22 protein-coding genes, 1 tRNA gene and 1 other annotated feature are annotated in these 14355 nt (G+C 39.0%); of the genes, 21 read left to right on the top strand and 2 right to left on the bottom strand.

All coding sequences use genetic code 11. The features are described 5' to 3' along the window. The first annotated feature begins 3 nt into the window (after positions 1–3). The 11 genes from VBD025_RS16775 (at position 4) to VBD025_RS16725 (ending at position 5364) form a co-directional block, all read left to right on the top strand. The gene (locus VBD025_RS16775; RefSeq protein ID WP_430787557.1) at positions 4–573 is read left to right on the top strand and encodes an SGNH/GDSL hydrolase family protein; all 570 of its coding nucleotides are present in this window, start codon (positions 4–6) and stop codon (positions 571–573) included. A gap of 64 nt (positions 574–637) precedes the next feature. Further along, positions 638–994 carry a hypothetical protein gene (locus tag VBD025_RS16770; RefSeq protein WP_430787555.1) on the top strand — a complete coding sequence of 119 codons (357 nt, stop codon included), beginning with the start codon at positions 638–640 and terminating at the stop codon, positions 992–994. A gap of 69 nt (positions 995–1063) precedes the next feature. Further along, positions 1064–1765 (top strand): DUF2711 family protein, encoded by a 702-nt coding sequence (locus VBD025_RS16765; protein WP_430787553.1) that lies wholly within the window; start codon positions 1064–1066, stop codon positions 1763–1765. A 74-nt stretch (positions 1766–1839) separates the two neighbouring features. Next, on the top strand, positions 1840–2133 hold the full coding sequence (locus VBD025_RS16760) for a hypothetical protein (protein ID WP_430787551.1): 294 nt from the start codon (positions 1840–1842) through the stop codon (positions 2131–2133). Between the two features lie 61 nt (positions 2134–2194). Continuing rightward, positions 2195–2392 (top strand): hypothetical protein, encoded by a 198-nt coding sequence (locus tag VBD025_RS16755; protein ID WP_430787549.1) that lies wholly within the window; start codon positions 2195–2197, stop codon positions 2390–2392. Beyond that, positions 2361–2873, top strand: coding sequence for a GNAT family N-acetyltransferase (locus VBD025_RS16750; RefSeq protein ID WP_430787547.1), 513 nt, complete (start codon positions 2361–2363; stop codon positions 2871–2873). The genes VBD025_RS16755 and VBD025_RS16750 overlap by 32 nt, the downstream gene beginning before the upstream one ends. 61 nt (positions 2874–2934) lie before the next feature. Continuing rightward, positions 2935–3417, top strand: coding sequence for a GyrI-like domain-containing protein (locus tag VBD025_RS16745; RefSeq protein WP_430787545.1), 483 nt, complete (start codon positions 2935–2937; stop codon positions 3415–3417). A gap of 90 nt (positions 3418–3507) precedes the next feature. Then, positions 3508–4365, top strand: a complete 858-nt coding sequence (locus VBD025_RS16740; protein ID WP_430787543.1) for a vanadium-dependent haloperoxidase — start codon at positions 3508–3510, stop codon at positions 4363–4365. Between the two features lie 94 nt (positions 4366–4459). Further along, positions 4460–4699, top strand: a complete 240-nt coding sequence (locus tag VBD025_RS16735) for a hypothetical protein (protein WP_430787541.1) — start codon at positions 4460–4462, stop codon at positions 4697–4699. A 42-nt stretch (positions 4700–4741) separates the two neighbouring features. Then, positions 4742–4813, top strand: a tRNA-Val gene (locus VBD025_RS16730). A gap of 161 nt (positions 4814–4974) precedes the next feature. Beyond that, positions 4975–5364: a VOC family protein gene (locus VBD025_RS16725; protein WP_430787539.1), complete on the top strand. Its 390-nt coding sequence runs from the start codon at positions 4975–4977 to the stop codon at positions 5362–5364. 98 nt (positions 5365–5462) lie between these two features. On the opposite strand, the gene VBD025_RS16720 is transcribed toward VBD025_RS16725, so the two are convergent. Beyond that, positions 5463–6272 carry a collagen-like protein gene (locus VBD025_RS16720; protein WP_430787537.1) on the bottom strand — a complete coding sequence of 270 codons (810 nt, stop codon included), beginning with the start codon at positions 6270–6272 and terminating at the stop codon, positions 5463–5465. Between the two features lie 252 nt (positions 6273–6524). On the opposite strand from VBD025_RS16720, the gene VBD025_RS16715 reads away from it, so the two are divergent. From VBD025_RS16715 to VBD025_RS16695, 5 genes are all read left to right on the top strand, one after another. After that, the gene (locus VBD025_RS16715) at positions 6525–7049 is read left to right on the top strand and encodes a hypothetical protein (RefSeq protein WP_430787535.1); all 525 of its coding nucleotides are present in this window, start codon (positions 6525–6527) and stop codon (positions 7047–7049) included. Between the two features lie 51 nt (positions 7050–7100). After that, positions 7101–7388, top strand: a complete 288-nt coding sequence (locus VBD025_RS16710) for a hypothetical protein (RefSeq protein WP_430787533.1) — start codon at positions 7101–7103, stop codon at positions 7386–7388. A gap of 47 nt (positions 7389–7435) precedes the next feature. Further along, entirely contained in the window at positions 7436–8116 is a 681-nt protein-coding gene (locus tag VBD025_RS16705; protein ID WP_430787531.1) for a GNAT family N-acetyltransferase, read from the top strand. 244 nt (positions 8117–8360) lie between these two features. After that, positions 8361–8801 (top strand): SRPBCC family protein, encoded by a 441-nt coding sequence (locus VBD025_RS16700; RefSeq protein ID WP_430787529.1) that lies wholly within the window; start codon positions 8361–8363, stop codon positions 8799–8801. A 21-nt stretch (positions 8802–8822) separates the two neighbouring features. Further along, the gene (locus tag VBD025_RS16695; protein WP_430787527.1) at positions 8823–9122 is read left to right on the top strand and encodes a YciI family protein; all 300 of its coding nucleotides are present in this window, start codon (positions 8823–8825) and stop codon (positions 9120–9122) included. A 99-nt stretch (positions 9123–9221) separates the two neighbouring features. On the opposite strand, the gene VBD025_RS16690 is transcribed toward VBD025_RS16695, so the two are convergent. Beyond that, positions 9222–10127 carry a DMT family transporter gene (locus VBD025_RS16690; RefSeq protein ID WP_430787525.1) on the bottom strand — a complete coding sequence of 302 codons (906 nt, stop codon included), beginning with the start codon at positions 10125–10127 and terminating at the stop codon, positions 9222–9224. A 124-nt stretch (positions 10128–10251) separates the two neighbouring features. Here VBD025_RS16690 and VBD025_RS16685 point away from each other — a divergent pair, with 124 nt between their 5' ends. The 5 genes from VBD025_RS16685 (at position 10252) to VBD025_RS16665 (ending at position 14114) form a co-directional block, all read left to right on the top strand. Next, positions 10252–10875, top strand: a complete 624-nt coding sequence (locus tag VBD025_RS16685; RefSeq protein ID WP_430787523.1) for a flavodoxin family protein — start codon at positions 10252–10254, stop codon at positions 10873–10875. A 125-nt stretch (positions 10876–11000) separates the two neighbouring features. Further along, positions 11001–11216 (top strand): hypothetical protein, encoded by a 216-nt coding sequence (locus VBD025_RS16680; protein WP_430787521.1) that lies wholly within the window; start codon positions 11001–11003, stop codon positions 11214–11216. 2 nt (positions 11217–11218) lie between these two features. Then, a complete protein-coding gene (locus VBD025_RS16675) occupies positions 11219–11536 on the top strand; it encodes a YolD-like family protein (RefSeq protein ID WP_430787520.1) in 318 nt (105 codons plus the stop codon). Positions 11537–11605: 69 nt separating this feature from the next. Then, positions 11606–11820, top strand: a binding site (T-box leader). A gap of 58 nt (positions 11821–11878) precedes the next feature. Then, positions 11879–13585 (top strand): arginine--tRNA ligase, encoded by a 1707-nt coding sequence (argS, locus tag VBD025_RS16670; RefSeq protein WP_430787518.1) that lies wholly within the window; start codon positions 11879–11881, stop codon positions 13583–13585. A gap of 79 nt (positions 13586–13664) precedes the next feature. Beyond that, complete coding sequence (locus VBD025_RS16665; protein WP_430787516.1) at positions 13665–14114, top strand: hypothetical protein; 450 nt, start codon at positions 13665–13667, stop codon at positions 14112–14114. The last annotated feature ends 241 nt before the right edge of the window (positions 14115–14355 follow it).

The raw sequence follows: 14355 nt of genomic DNA, 5'->3' as shown, positions 1-14355 counted from the left end.
AAGATGAAACTCGTTTGTTTCGGAGATAGTATAACTGCTAGAAATGAAGGTTTAAGGCAACCAATGCTAACGTTAAAACTTGCTAAAAAATTAGACGGTTTTGACATAATAAATGCTGGAGTAGCAGGTGATAACACAAATATGGCATTAGGTAGAATAGAAGAAGATGTCATTAAACATAATCCGGATTTAGTCACGGTTTTATTTGGTTCTAATGATGCTGCATTCCATAAAAAGATAGATATAGATACCTATAGAACTAACCTTTATAAAATTACAGATTTGATTAAACCAAATAAATCAATATTAATAACCCCACCACCTGTAGATGAGGAGCTTCAGTTTGCAAGAACTAACGAAGAGCTAAATATTTATGCTCAAGTGGTGAGGGAAGTTGCTTATCATACTGAAAGTCCAGTAATCGATTTTTTCAAACACATGATTTCAATGAAAAATTATACAGAAATCCTTAAAGGGTCAAAAAATGATGGACTTCACTTTGGCGAAGAAGGATATGAGATTTTAGTTAACTTAATTATTGAGGGTATTTATAAAGATATTAAAATCTATTAGTTAAAATGAACATTTAGATAGATAAAAATAAAGAGATTTATATTTCGAAAAAGGTGGTGGGCAATTGTTACAAAATAATTCAATAAAAATTGCTATAGGCATTATCACCGTCGCTTTAACCGGTTACCCCTTGCTGACAAATAACCAGGACATATTATTACTACCCGCAATTCAAGGTATCTTAGGTTTTGTAACAGCAACAATGTTACTCGCGGGAGTGTCAGCATTTCGTAAAAAAAGAAAAATCATGGCTTTATTTTATACTATCGTTACGGTGTATCTTGCTTGCTTAATTTTATTCAATAATTCCATGACTTTTAAAGGGCTGCTTCCGGTTTTGGTTATTTATATTGTTGGAGGAGTGCCAATAGGAATAATGGCTATGTTCGCTTATCGGCTGGAAAACAAAAATCGATTATGAGGGACACAAGAACCGTCCCGCTGTCCCCGGGACAAGGGGACGGTTCTTCTGTCCCAGGAGGTGATGTTCATGTCAGAAACCAAGGCTATACCTGCGCCCCATCGGTATGCGGTTTGTGCTGAAGTAGGGATGCCGATTAAGGAGTTCTACAAAGATGAATTTGAAGAAGTATTTATCATTTTCCATCCGTTTATTAAACCGAAAACCATAGATTTTGAACTGTTTATACCAGATACGTTTCCAGATGGAAATGCCATTATCGAACATTGTGACAGGATAAAATGGAAGGAGTTTTTAAAAATATCTGGAATTAAAGATTACCGTCAACTGGATATTGGTTTAAGAACTCTAATAGCTAGTTTGAATAAGTATGCAAATGAGAAACTGGCAAAACAAATTGATGACGTATGTAATGAAAAGAAGATTGTACCTCCTGTTGTAGGTTCTTTTCCTGCTTTTGAAATGAAGGATATACTCCAGTATTTAAAAGAAGAGGGTTACGACTGGCTGTGGTGCGGAGATGAATTTTGTACGGAAAGAAAGCTTGAATATGTTGAAGATCTAATCGCCGGCAAAATCGAGTTTCTAAACAACCCAATAAACGTATTTACGCATAATAATGAAATCTTGTTAACTACTCACTGGGATAACCATTTTTCTATGTTATGTTCAGACAAATCTACTACAAGGAAAATTGTGGAATCATGTGGCTTGGAAGGTTTTTACTGTAATGAAAAAACGGAAATTGACTGGAGTTTGACCGGGACTTGAGGGACGGTTCTTCTGTCCCAGTTAGTTCAGACATAAAAATTCAGACAGATAATTCAACGAAAAGGTGATCATTCATGAAAAAGTTCTTAAAATGGCTATTTCCAAGCTATGATAATGATTTATCAGTATTCCTTTCAACTATTGTAGCGATTACTTTTATAGTATTATTCACGGATTTGATACCAGCTAATAATATCATTTATATTTTCTTATTATTTATTCCTTTCATGCTAGGTGTCGCTGTAATCCACAAATTATTAGTGAAGTTATTCAGAAGAATATTGGGTGAAAATAACAAACATATCGGGAGAGGATCTGTATTTGCTCTGATAATAATTTATATTGTTCTTAACGCTATTTTCGATTAATTTGGCCAGTGGCCGGGACGTGAAAACCGTCCTGCTAACCCGCTAAAAAGGAGTTGTTCCTATGAGTTCTATGGCAGTATTATCCATGATACTTGGTATCGTAATTGTATGGGGTATACCGCTAGGGATCATCATCGTAATTGTCATTTTATTTAAGAAAGTTAATCGGATTGAAAAAAAGCTGGGACAACAGAACCGTCCCTTTGTCCCGGAAAGGTCGATAAATAATGAAATACACGACTCGCGAAATGAACGTTGAATATATACCACATGTCCAACACGTCGCAAAAGCCAGCTGGAAGCACACCTACAAAGGTCTAATACCCATTGATATCCAGGAACGGTTTATAGCTTCGGCTTACAGTTCGGAAATGATGAAAAAACGGCTGGAAACTTCGTACTTGTTCCTTGCAGAAGTTAACGGAGAAGTTGTTGGGTTTGCAAATTTTTCTCCTATTAAAAAAGATGGAAGTGCTGAACTTGGTGCGATTTATTTATTGCCAGCTTTTCAAGGTGCAGGTATTGGTACAAAATTGCTGAAACTGGGTATAAGTAAACTAAAAGGTGCAGCAGAAATTTACATTAATGTGGAAAAAGAAAACAAGAGCGGCCGTACCTTTTATGAAGCAAAAGGTTTTGAAACTGTATCAGAATTTGATGACGACTTTGATGGACATATTCTACAAACAGTACGAATGGTTTTAAAGCGGGACAGCGGGACGGTTCTTGTGTCCCGGTAGGGACAACAGAACCGTCCCGCTGTCCCGCCCGTCACACGACTACATTCAGGGGGTGTTTCTAGTGAGCTGTCAGAAGGTAACGAAGGCGTTTAAAATCATTGGAAAGAAACACAGTTGTGCTTTTGGAGATTACGCTAGTGAAGTTCCGAAGCATGCACAGAATTTCATGGAAGAAGCCACTCGTATTCAAAATCACACTGGAATAGAAGTTTCATTGTTTGAACCTAAGAAGGATGAAACGCATGTGGAAGGGATTTATTATGTTGGAGTCCTAGTTTCTGAACCTGTCGAGATTGCTCCTGAACATATGGAGTACCTTGAGGTCGAGGATGAATTTGTGACAATTAGAGGTAAAATGACGAATGTAAGCGATCTTTACTCAGAACTTTTAGCATGGGCTGAAGAGCAAGGTTATATAATTAACCAGAATGACTATATCGTTGAGACATACCACCCGGTCGAAATTGGCGAAGAGGTGGAAGTGTATATACCAATTTTATCGCGCGGTGAAGAATTCAACGAAAACAGACAAGTGGTTTCCTGAAAATAAATAGCAACAAATGAGTTATGTAATCCAATCACATCTTCAGTTCTTACATAGTATGAAAAAGAAAGAACTGGAGGTGTGAAAGAGTTGAATTACGATTATTTAAGATGGTCAAAAGTCCCTTATGCAGGTGAGAAAAAACCACCGAATGACCCTGTGACGCCGCTTGCTGGATCATGGCCGCTATTTTATCTGAAGCGAGACAGAAAAGGGGATTTTTTATCTCCGTCTGGCAATAGTTTGCAACTGCCAATCAAAGATCCAAACAGGATCGATTTTGAACAACAGTTAATTATTGTTCAAAAAGCACTAAAGAAACTTACTCCGCATCAAAAAGCTGTTGCTATATACTATGGTACGGGAGCTCCAACGAAACAATGGACACCTGTTATTGATCGACTGATCGATACGTACGGAGTCACCCCAACGCTTGCAGCAAGAATCATGGCAACTGTGCAGGCAGCTTTAAATGATACAATGGTTGTAGTGTGGGACTTGAAATATCGTTGGGACGTAGCAAGACCTGATCAATATGATCAGACGATGCGAACGTTGTTGTGTACACCGCGCTTTCCTACGTATCCATCTGGTCATGCAACACTATCAGGATGCGCTGAAGTGTTACTGAGCTATTATTTTCCAAAAGAGGCAAAAAAATTAAAACAGATAGCAGAGAGTGACGCTGTCAGCCGCTTATATGCAGGAGTTCATTTTCCAGCAGATAACGATGAAGGAATTGAACTAGGAAGATATATTGGAAGGGTAATTGTAAGGTATCTGAAAAAATACAGCGAAATCGATACATCTTTTAGAAACTATAAAGATGCGCAGATTCTACCAGATTTGAACCGTCAATTTATTCCGTATGAATTCCCGGATCACTGCTCGTCTCTGGTTATAGAAGACGATAAGAAAAAAAGCAGCAAACCAACCTTATATATTTAAAAGGGACAAGGGGACGGTTCTTCTGTCCCAACAAATGGGACAGAAGAACCGTCCCCTCGTCCCTCCATTGTCCCAGTAAAATGGAGGTGAAATTTTGAAACTACTACGCAGAATAAATATAGTTATTGCCATACTGGCGATTGGATTTGGTTTCTACTATTTAATTGATGATAGTTTCCGTCCACCATTGTTTGTTACACTTCCGTTTTGGATTGTTGTACTTACATCGTTTGGGCTGGAAAATGTGTTAAAAGGTAAAAAGGTTGTTGGATACTTATATATTCTTACCGGTATGATTCTTTTCTTCACATTAATCACAAACCTATTGACGTAGTATGAAAATATGCTTTATAGTAAAATAGTAATCTTATTTTACGAGCCGTTAGTTCAGCGGGAGAATACTTGCTTGACAGGCAAGGGGTCACTGGTTCAAATCCAGTACGGCTCATTCATATTCATATAAAAAACATCCCAGTTATCCATGCAAAGCAGCAGGACAACGGGGTGTTTTTTTATCGGTTTAATTAATGTTGGAAATTTTAGATAATTATACATAACTTATGGTAAGCTAATAAATAAGGAGAAAATACATGGAGGAGGTCGAGTGATATGAACTGGAAACCGGAAGGATATAATTCCGTATCACCGTATTTAATAGCAAAAGACGCACGCGCTGTCATCACCTTTTTGCAAAAAGCTTTTGATGGAAAGGAATTGCGCTGTTACGAACGGCCTGATGGGACGATTATGCACGCCGAAGTGAAGTTGGATGACACGGTTGTTATGATTGGCGGGTCATCTGAAGCTGGAAGTGCTGCGCCATCACACGTACATATGTATGTTCAAGATGCTATGAAGACGTATCAACGAGCTCTTGAAGCTGGAGGGGAGTCTGTCCAGGAACCTGTCAAAAAGGAAGGCGAACCTGATCAGCGTGGTGGAGTTCTGGATCCGTCTGGAAATATATGGTGGATGTCAACACAAGTAGTGAACGAATAATAGTGAGCGTGATCTTTTAAACTAACTTTACTTTGATTTAATTTCAAAAATAAAGGTTAGCCTCATAATTTGGGCTAACCGCAATATATATCAAAACACTATTGTAAACGTGTTATTACTAAGTGTGCGGATACTGGTCGTGTTCCACCTGCTAATGGAGTGATGGTTAATGCAGTCGCGTTACCAGCAGGATTTCGTACAGTCAGCAAGGAATTAATTACGGATGTTTCTACTAGTGCCATGCCTATTATCTGAGAAGTTCCTGTTGCACGTCCGACCACCGTATAGGCTAAATCGGCTCCATTAATTGTTAATATGAGCTGACCAGCTTCCGTTACACTTACCTGAAATAAAACCTGGTATACCCCGATTTCTTCCAGGTTGAATGTAGTAGCGTTAACTCGAGAAATGGCCGTTCCGCTAGTTGGACCATCTTGAGGGAAGCTTACATCCGTTCCAGGAGCTACTGTCGCAGCGTTATCAGGAGGCATTAAAGCAAAGAAATCCGCAAAGTCTGCTATCCCGCCTGCTGCACCTGTAGCCCCAGCCGCACCTGTAGCGCCGGCAGGTCCTTGAGGTCCGGTAGCACCAGTAGCCCCAGCCGAACCCGTAGCACCGGCAGGTCCTTGAGGTCCGGTAGCCCCAGTTGCACCAGCCGCCCCTGTAGCGCCGGCAGGTCCTTGAGGTCCGGTAGCGCCAGCAGGTCCTTGAGGTCCAGTAGCACCTGTAGCCCCAGCTGCCCCAGGTGTTCCAGGAGGTCCCTGAGGTCCAGTAGCACCAGTAGGTCCTTGAGGTCCGCGTGGTCCACGAGGTCCTGGTGGGCATTTACATTGTTTCTTAGGAATTGAATAAAGTGGACAGCACCCAAGAGAACCGCTGCCTGAAGAGTTTATCATTGTTACTCGCATCTATGTCACCTCCTCTATTACTACACTAATTTATGCATGTTCTACTATGACTGATTGGACATATATATAAATGGTTTTAAATGGGTCCCACCTGAAAAAACCCACTAAAGACCTAGGTGGAATGCCGTGTTTCACATCGTTACAATTTGTTAGCATACTATCAAATACAATGGTTTTTTCTATCAATCTATTAATGATGAAAAGTGATAAAAAAAGGGTAGGAGGATAAAATTTATGTAAGGGAGTGAGCCTATGAAAATACTAACTCTATCATTGTTGATCATGGCAAGTACGCTCGTTGCTTGTACTTCTGATGAAAATAAAGATGCCTCAGGTAAAACAAAGCAGGAAGATACAACTCAAGTAAGTAACAATGACGCGATCCAGAATAAAAACTGGGACTTGTCACCAACGTTTGAACATACGGTGGTTTATGAAAGTGGGAAAGAGGGTTCTTATACCGTCGTAGGAAACGAGAAAACATTTGGATATTCTGGACCTTTCCCGATTTTAGCCGGAAAAACGCAGAAATATTTTTGGTTTTATTTTGGGAAGGAAAATATTTATGATAAGCCAGTTCAGGTAAAAGCCTTAAAAAAAGGAACCGAGGAAATGGTCGATATATTTGAGGGAACATTTTATGAATCTGCTGAAGTAAGCCCAGACAGTGTTAATATGCCTACACACCTGCATTTCCCCTCAGCAGGTGTATGGAAAGTTCTCGTTTATATAGAAGATGAATTCTATGAAAGTATAGTGGTTGAAGTGGAAGAATAAATAGTGGTAACCATCCTGTCTGGTTAAATATATCTAAAAAGGAAGTGGCAAATGACATCATATAAAAAGGTGATTGAAATCATTGATTCTGCAGAACTGCTTGATGAAGGATTTCAAGATATTGCAGAATTGTCCAAGAGCTGCAAGTACACGAACTGCACTCATACAACCGAGAATGACTGCGCAGTGAAAAAAGCAATTATGGATGGCTTGCTTTCAGAAGAAAGATTTAATAGCTATTACAAAGAAAAAAACGAGACAGCGTACGTCTTTAAACAAACCAACAAAACGAAAGCCGTCGATTATATGAAACAGAGGAAGCTTTTTAAGAAGTCATAGGGGATTCTGTTTCCAACAAAGAATAAAAAGCATAACGGAGTGATTAAATGGAGCATTACAACGGAAAAATAGTATCAGAAACAGAAAGAATTAATGAAATGGAAGTGGAGTTAACTGCATTCAATGCAAAGAGATCCGTGTATCAAGATAATGCAGATCTAGAAGTTAAAAGGGTAGGAGAATGTACCCTGCTTACTGATGAAACTGCAAAAGATTCCATTTACTATAACCGTATTAAAGGGTTTGGAATAAAGGATATTGATAAAATAGATGACATGTTAGATATGTATTATTCGAAAGAAATAACGCCTTGTTTTGATAAGACTCCGAATCATACAAATATGGAGACAACTCAGGCACTTAGCAACAGAGGATTTGTATGCGCGGAACAACTAGTCTTTTTATCGATAGAGCCTTATCTTAGCAGTTATAGTAATGATGAAATAAAAATAGTGAATGTAAACGAAAAAAATGTATTAGAATTTCTAGAGCTGATCTCTCGCTCGAATAATAAGGAAATCAGTCTGGTGATGGCTATCAAAAAAGCTGCATACTATACTCAGGCAAACTTTCATAACTATATAGCGTATATGGATGGAGAAGTGGCAGGGATGGGTTCCTTGTTTGTAAAAGGAGATGAAGGATATATTGCAAACGATTTTACCTTTCCTTCATTTAGAGGAAAAGGAGTTCAAAAAGCATTACTCACTTTAGACTGCAAGCTGTAAAAGAAATGGAATTAAAAAAATTGTATACGGATGTAGAATTCGGTTCAATCAGTCATGATAATATGTTGAAAGTAGGATTTTCAACAATATTTATTAACTCATTTTGGCTAAAGGCTGAATAAACATCCTGCTATTTTAAAAATAGAATGAGAGAGCACAAGCATTGCTGGCATCACCTATACTTTATCGATGTCGGAAATCTGCCGATACATACATAAACCAATTGAAAGCGAGTTGAGTCAAAATGAATACAAACGTAACAACGAAATTTGAAATACGTTCATCAGCTGAGGAAGTGTTCGAAGCCATCGTAGATCCAGTGAAGATAGGGAACTTCTGGTTCTCATCCAGTTCGGAAAGATGGGAACAGGGTAAAGCGGTGACGCTGCGGTATGATGAATATAAGGCTGAAGGGGTCATTGACGTATTAGAAGTCGAGAAAAATAAACGAATCAAGTTTTCGTGGGGAAGTGAACATGACGCGGGGACTGTCGTTACTATTTCATTAAAAGAACAGGACAAGCACACCATTATTGAAGTGAACGAATCGGGCTTAAAGGAAGATGACCCAGAAATCGTCAACAAAATGATGGGGCAAAAAGAAGGCTGGGTATATACGCTTTCCTGTTTAAAGGCTTACGTGGAACATGGCGTTCATGATATGAGGGCTTCATTGATTCATTAGCAGCGTGAAAGGAGACGGAATGTGGACGAATTTGTATATATCATCCGGCCAGTAAAAAATAATTTTATCGATACGATGACGGAAGAAGAGAACCAAATAATGGAGCGGCACTTTCAGTATCTTCAGGAACTTCAGGCTGAAAAGAAGCTAATTTTGGCTGGGCCTTGTCTTGATGGTGCATTTGGCATCGTTATTTTTCTGTCAGAATCTCTAGATACAGCTCGTGCTATTATGGAAAAAGATCCATCTGTATTGGCAGGACTAATGAACGCAGAGGTGCATCCATATCGTGTTTCGTTACATTCATTTGAAAATAAATAATGGGATTGATCTGAATTTGGATAGAGATTTCGATTCAAGCAGTCATATAAAAAGATCTTTGAGATATCCCCAGAGATCCATGGTGTACGAGCGAATGAACTAATCTTGTTGTTGATCAGCAACAAGATTAGTTCTCTTCATTTTGGGTTTTCTTGATGAAAGATAGACGCCGGCAAAAATAATTAGCAGTCCGACAACAATATTTTGTGTGATTGTTTCTCCCAGAAGTAAATAGCCCCAGACCATAGCAGAGACGGGAATCAGGTAAGTGACAGTGGCTGCTAACTCAGGACTGCCTTTTTTATTGATATAGAAATAGATCAATTGTCCAAGACCTGAACCGAAACAACCAAGACCGATGATTGCAAATATCGGAAGCGGATGAAGCAGCAATTCCAGTTTGAACGGCTCAGTAAACAACATCCCGATGAAACCGACAATACTACTCGTAAATAAGGCGAAAGTTGTTATAACCAGCACCCCCACCTGCGACAAATACCGTTTTGTTAATTGCCCGGCAAGCCCGTAGCAGATAGTGGCAGCAAGCATTGTTCCAATTCCGATGAATTTTTCACCAAAAAGCTTGCCGAACTGAAAATCCATCAGCACAAGTATCCCGAAGAAGCCAATAAAAATGCCAATCCACTGGCGACTGACAAGTCGATAAGAAAAAAGTATAAATCCAATTAGACCTGTCCAGATCGGAGTAGTTGCGTTCAGAATCGAAGCGGTTGAACTGTTTATCACCGTCTCACTTAAAGAAATCAAACCCCATGCCAATCCACAGTTACAGATGCCAACAACAATTAGTGCTTTCCAAGGCAGTTTTCCATTAATTTCTCTGCGTTTCCACAATAAGAGTGGAAGCAGGATGATCGCACCTGTTATACAGCGAAGAAATACAATTCCCCATACACCTGCTGAAGGAAGTAACCATTTCATAAAAACAAACGATAAACCCCAAATTAAACTAAGCCCGATTAAGGCTCCATACAATCGCAGCATGATCTGCCTCCTTCTCCATTCTTATTATGGCAGACTTTGGTGGTAATTTCATTTCGAAATCTTGCTTCCTTCTCTGATTACTTTTCAACCTTATCGGGTAAAGCAGGAAGAGGGAGGTTATTAAATGAATAAATTAAAAGTATTATTTTTAAATGCAACGTTAAAAGGAAGTTCAGATGAATCCAATACAGAGGCGCTGTATGAACATGTGCAGGCCATTTATAAAGAGAACGATGTAGAAACGGAAAGTGTTCGCTTAGCTGATTACCATATTCCTTATGGGATTAGTCCAGATCTTGGTGACGGCGATCAATGGCCAGAGATTTTTGAAAAAGTAAAAGAAGCTAATATTGTACTTATTGGTACGCCGATTTGGCTTGGTGAGAAAAGCAGCTTGGCGACCGTTGCTATCGAAAGATTATATGGCAGCAGCAGTGAAACAAATGATAAAGGACAGTCCGTTTTCTACAATAAAGTAGGCGGCGTTGTGATAACCGGTAACGAAGATGGTGCAAAGAATGCAGCAGCTTCTATTTTATATGGCCTATCACACATTGGCTTTGTTATTCCACCGAACGTTGATACGTATTGGGTTGGAGAAGCTGGACCGGGTAAATCATTTATTGAAGCAGAAGGTATTAAAAACGAATTTACACAAAATCATATCCAGATGCTTGCGTACAATACCATGCATTTGGCGAATATTTTCAGTAAAAACCCCATCCCTGCAGAAGGAAATAAGATGTAGGATGAAAACGATAAGGCAGGAGAATTCATCATTCTTCTTGCCTTATTTTTTTTGCATAAATTAGTACCCTTTCGGAAAAAATATGCTATAATGGGAACAAACGTTCTTATTATGGAGGTTACATCATGAAAAACATGATTATGAGGTCGATCCAGAATAAAGAGAAGCTTGAAATGATTTACCTGTCCAGTGACAACTGTGTTTCACAGCGGGTGGTGCGGGTTCTTAAACTAAATGATGACATGATAATGGCCTATTGTTATACGAAGCGAACAATCCGAACATTTAAGCTGGAGAATATACTGTCAGTAGGGCAAGTTCGCAAAAGGATGGGTGCATAGATATGAGTGTAAATGATCGAGGTACAAAAAAGTGGACGGCGATGATGCTTCCGGAGCACATCGAGTTATTGAAGAAAATGTGGCAGGAGGAAGAATATAAAGAGAAACCAATTCTTGACGAGCAGCAGCTAATGGAGATGGAAACGAAACTCCAGTGCGCGCTTCATAATAACTTAACAGTCGAAATTAAACATTACGACGAACCTCATTTCGCTGTGGCACGCGGGAAGCTGCTGAAAATTAATGCGCGAAGCGGTTATTTGCGTGTGGGAGAAAAAGAGATTTCGCTTGAAAATGTGCTAGATGTTTATATTGATTAAAATAAATTAAAATAGGATTGCATTTCCCCATCGAAATGTATATACTACGTTCAACAACAATTAAATAAAGTGAATTCTGAGAAGAGGAGAGTAGTAATTGTATTTTCGTTTGTTAGCGAGCTAGGAATGGTGAAAGCCTGGTACGAAATCAATTGCGAACCGCACCTCTGAGAAAGTTTATTGAAATTAGTAGATAAACTCGGGGTAGAATCCGTTACATTTTTGAGCTGGCTTATTTTTTTAAGCAAGTAGAGTGGTACCGCGAGTTAACCTTCGTCTCTAATTATTTATTAGAGACGGGGGTTTTTTAATGGAGTAAAAGTCAAAAAAGGAGGAATTGTTATGGAATACAAAGAGATTGTAATTTCAACAATTTATGAAGGATTAAGTGAAAAAAATGTTGATTCACTCTCAAAAGCACAAATTGAAAATGCTCTCGAGATCCCACCAAAAGAGGAGATGGGAGATTATGCGTTTCCTTGTTATTTATTAGCGAAGGAGTTAAAAAAAGCTCCTCATCAGATTGCAGAAGAACTATCTCCAATCCTAAACCATGATTACCTTAGAAAGGTTGATCCAGTTGGAGCCTATTTGAATTTCTTTTTTGAAAAACAATTTATTGGTCAGGAAGTCATCAATACCGTACTTGAAAAGCAAGAGAAGTATGGAGAAATTTCAATCGGAAAAGGTGAACATGTCACGATAGATCTTTCATCACCTAATATTGCCAAGCCATTTTCCATGGGGCATTTGCGCTCAACAGTTATTGGAAATGCACTTGCAAATATTATGGAGAAATGTGGCTACTCGCCTATTAAAATTAATCATCTAGGAGATTGGGGTACCCAATTCGGAAGGTTGATTACTGCATATAAAAAGTGGGGCAATGAAGAAAACGTAAGAGCAGAACCCATTAAGGAATTACTGGCTTTATATATCCGTTTTCATCAGGAGGCAGAAGTAAATCCAGAGCTAGTGGAAGAAGGAAGACGTTGGTTTAAAAAACTGGAGGAAGGTGATGAAGAAGCAGTTTCTTTATGGAAATGGTTTCGGGAAGAGTCATTAGAAGAATTTGATCGTATTTACAGCCTAATGGGTATTGAATTCGATTCATTAAACGGTGAATCCTTTTATAATAATAAGATGGATGCTGTAGTAACCGAACTAGAAGAGAAAAACTTGTTATCAGAGTCAAAAGGAGCAAAGGTGGTAACATTAGAAGAAGACAGTAAACCACCTTGTCTTATCAAAAAATCAGATGGCGCCACACTGTATGCGACCAGAGATTTAGCTGCAGCTTTCTATAGAAAAAAGGAGTATGATTTTGCTAAAGCGTTATATGTAGTTGGATCTGAACAATCGCTCCATTTCCAGCAGGTTTTTAAAGTCTTAGAAAAAATGGGCTATTCATGGGCGAAGGAAATGCATCATATTCCATTTGGTATGTTACTTAAAGATGGGAAAAAAATGTCGACCCGCAAAGGAAAAACGGTACTTTTAGAGGAGACGCTTCAAGAAGCAATTAAGCTGGCACTTGAAAAAATTGAAAACCGGAATCCAAACCTTGTTGATAAAAAAGAAGTTGCAAAAACAGTTGGTGTTGGGGCAGTAATATTTCATGATCTCAAAAACTATCGGTTAAATGATATCGAATTTTCTCTTGAAGATATGCTTACTTTTGAGGGAGAGACGGGTCCTTACATTCAATATACGTATTCGCGGGCAAACTCAATAGTAGAAAAGGGACAACAAAAAGCGATTATGAACGAGTCGACGAAAGCTTTCGAGAATGAAAAAGCATGGACAGTCATTTCGCTATTAATGAAGTTTGAGGAAGTTGTTCATTATGCTTATCTCCATTTCGATCCATCGCATATAGCGAAATATACAATAGATTTGGCACAGGCTTTCAATAAATATTATGGTGCAGTGAGAATAGTAAATGAGGATGCCGAACTGACTTCTCGCTTACAGTTAGTGCAAGCAACAATGATCGTTTTAAAAGAGGGATTGCGTCTATTAGGGGTTGGTGTACCTAAACAAATGTAGGAGATTTGTTTAGGTATTATTGCAACCTTTCTTGACTCGAAACGTCCATTTAATAGATAGAAGGAAAGGGGGCAATGAAATGAAAAAAGTAAATGCACTATTGCTTACGCTTGGGATTATTGGATTAGGCGTCTTTCTTTTCCAGTCACTCGGGAGCACAGAGCCACCAACCCCAAATGTAACCGTTGGTGATACAGAAATTCCGACCACACAAGGTTCTTATTGCTGGGATGGACTTTTTTCTGCAAAATGTGTCGATATGGTTTATACATCAGGATGGGATATGGGAATGGAACATGAACCGGTCAAGGTATCACCAAATGAAAAAATAAACGTTGAATTTGACAAGGAACCACTTGAAAATAGTCTCTTTGTAGAAAAGTGGACGGACGAAGAAGAGGTTATTAAGATTGAAATGAAAAACAATACAATCACTGCCCCGGCGGAAAGCGGTGTGTATGTTTATCTGATCCGTGCCAACTGGAAGCAGGGTGACGGGAGCTATGCGTTTGCTGTAAAAGTGGAGTAAAAAAAGCTGTGAGGTATCACGAAAGTCCTTACAGCATGAATTTTTTTACTAATTTTTCTGGGCTGTTTCAATACTCCACTGAAAAATTTACTTGTTGTACGAATCAAGTGGATCTGCGATCGCATCTTCGAATACACTTCGCTTTCCGCGGGCACGGCTTCAATCTCCTCGAGAAAACCACTCTGCGGGGCCTTCAGACTCGTGCTGTTCCCGCAGGAGTCTCGTATATTCGAAGATGCTA

Origin of the sequence: Virgibacillus flavescens, from assembly GCF_050574275.1 — a bacterium.
Classification (GTDB): Bacteria; Bacillota; Bacilli; order Bacillales; family Amphibacillaceae; genus Virgibacillus_F; species Virgibacillus_F flavescens.
Note: the sequence above shows the minus strand (reverse complement) of the source record. Positions and strands in the feature narration are given on the sequence as shown.

What these genes read in the sequence shown, in the direction of transcription:
- VBD025_RS16775 (WP_430787557.1), top strand. Translation starts at nt 4, where the DNA reads ATGAAACTCGTTTGTTTCGGAGATAGTATAACTGCTAGAAATGAAGGT.
- VBD025_RS16765 (WP_430787553.1), top strand. Translation starts at nt 1,064, where the DNA reads ATGTCAGAAACCAAGGCTATACCTGCGCCCCATCGGTATGCGGTTTGT.
- VBD025_RS16760 (WP_430787551.1), top strand. Translation starts at nt 1,840, where the DNA reads ATGAAAAAGTTCTTAAAATGGCTATTTCCAAGCTATGATAATGATTTA.
- VBD025_RS16755 (WP_430787549.1), top strand. Translation starts at nt 2,195, where the DNA reads ATGAGTTCTATGGCAGTATTATCCATGATACTTGGTATCGTAATTGTA.
- VBD025_RS16750 (WP_430787547.1), top strand. Translation starts at nt 2,361, where the DNA reads ATGAAATACACGACTCGCGAAATGAACGTTGAATATATACCACATGTC.
- VBD025_RS16725 (WP_430787539.1), top strand. Translation starts at nt 4,975, where the DNA reads ATGAACTGGAAACCGGAAGGATATAATTCCGTATCACCGTATTTAATA.
- VBD025_RS16720 (WP_430787537.1), bottom strand. Translation starts at nt 6,272, where the DNA reads ATGCGAGTAACAATGATAAACTCTTCAGGCAGCGGTTCTCTTGGGTGC.
- VBD025_RS16715 (WP_430787535.1), top strand. Translation starts at nt 6,525, where the DNA reads ATGAAAATACTAACTCTATCATTGTTGATCATGGCAAGTACGCTCGTT.
- VBD025_RS16710 (WP_430787533.1), top strand. Translation starts at nt 7,101, where the DNA reads ATGACATCATATAAAAAGGTGATTGAAATCATTGATTCTGCAGAACTG.
- VBD025_RS16705 (WP_430787531.1), top strand. Translation starts at nt 7,436, where the DNA reads ATGGAGCATTACAACGGAAAAATAGTATCAGAAACAGAAAGAATTAAT.
- VBD025_RS16700 (WP_430787529.1), top strand. Translation starts at nt 8,361, where the DNA reads ATGAATACAAACGTAACAACGAAATTTGAAATACGTTCATCAGCTGAG.
- VBD025_RS16690 (WP_430787525.1), bottom strand. Translation starts at nt 10,127, where the DNA reads ATGCTGCGATTGTATGGAGCCTTAATCGGGCTTAGTTTAATTTGGGGT.
- VBD025_RS16685 (WP_430787523.1), top strand. Translation starts at nt 10,252, where the DNA reads ATGAATAAATTAAAAGTATTATTTTTAAATGCAACGTTAAAAGGAAGT.
- VBD025_RS16680 (WP_430787521.1), top strand. Translation starts at nt 11,001, where the DNA reads ATGAAAAACATGATTATGAGGTCGATCCAGAATAAAGAGAAGCTTGAA.
- VBD025_RS16675 (WP_430787520.1), top strand. Translation starts at nt 11,219, where the DNA reads ATGAGTGTAAATGATCGAGGTACAAAAAAGTGGACGGCGATGATGCTT.
- argS (WP_430787518.1), top strand. Translation starts at nt 11,879, where the DNA reads ATGGAATACAAAGAGATTGTAATTTCAACAATTTATGAAGGATTAAGT.
- VBD025_RS16665 (WP_430787516.1), top strand. Translation starts at nt 13,665, where the DNA reads ATGAAAAAAGTAAATGCACTATTGCTTACGCTTGGGATTATTGGATTA.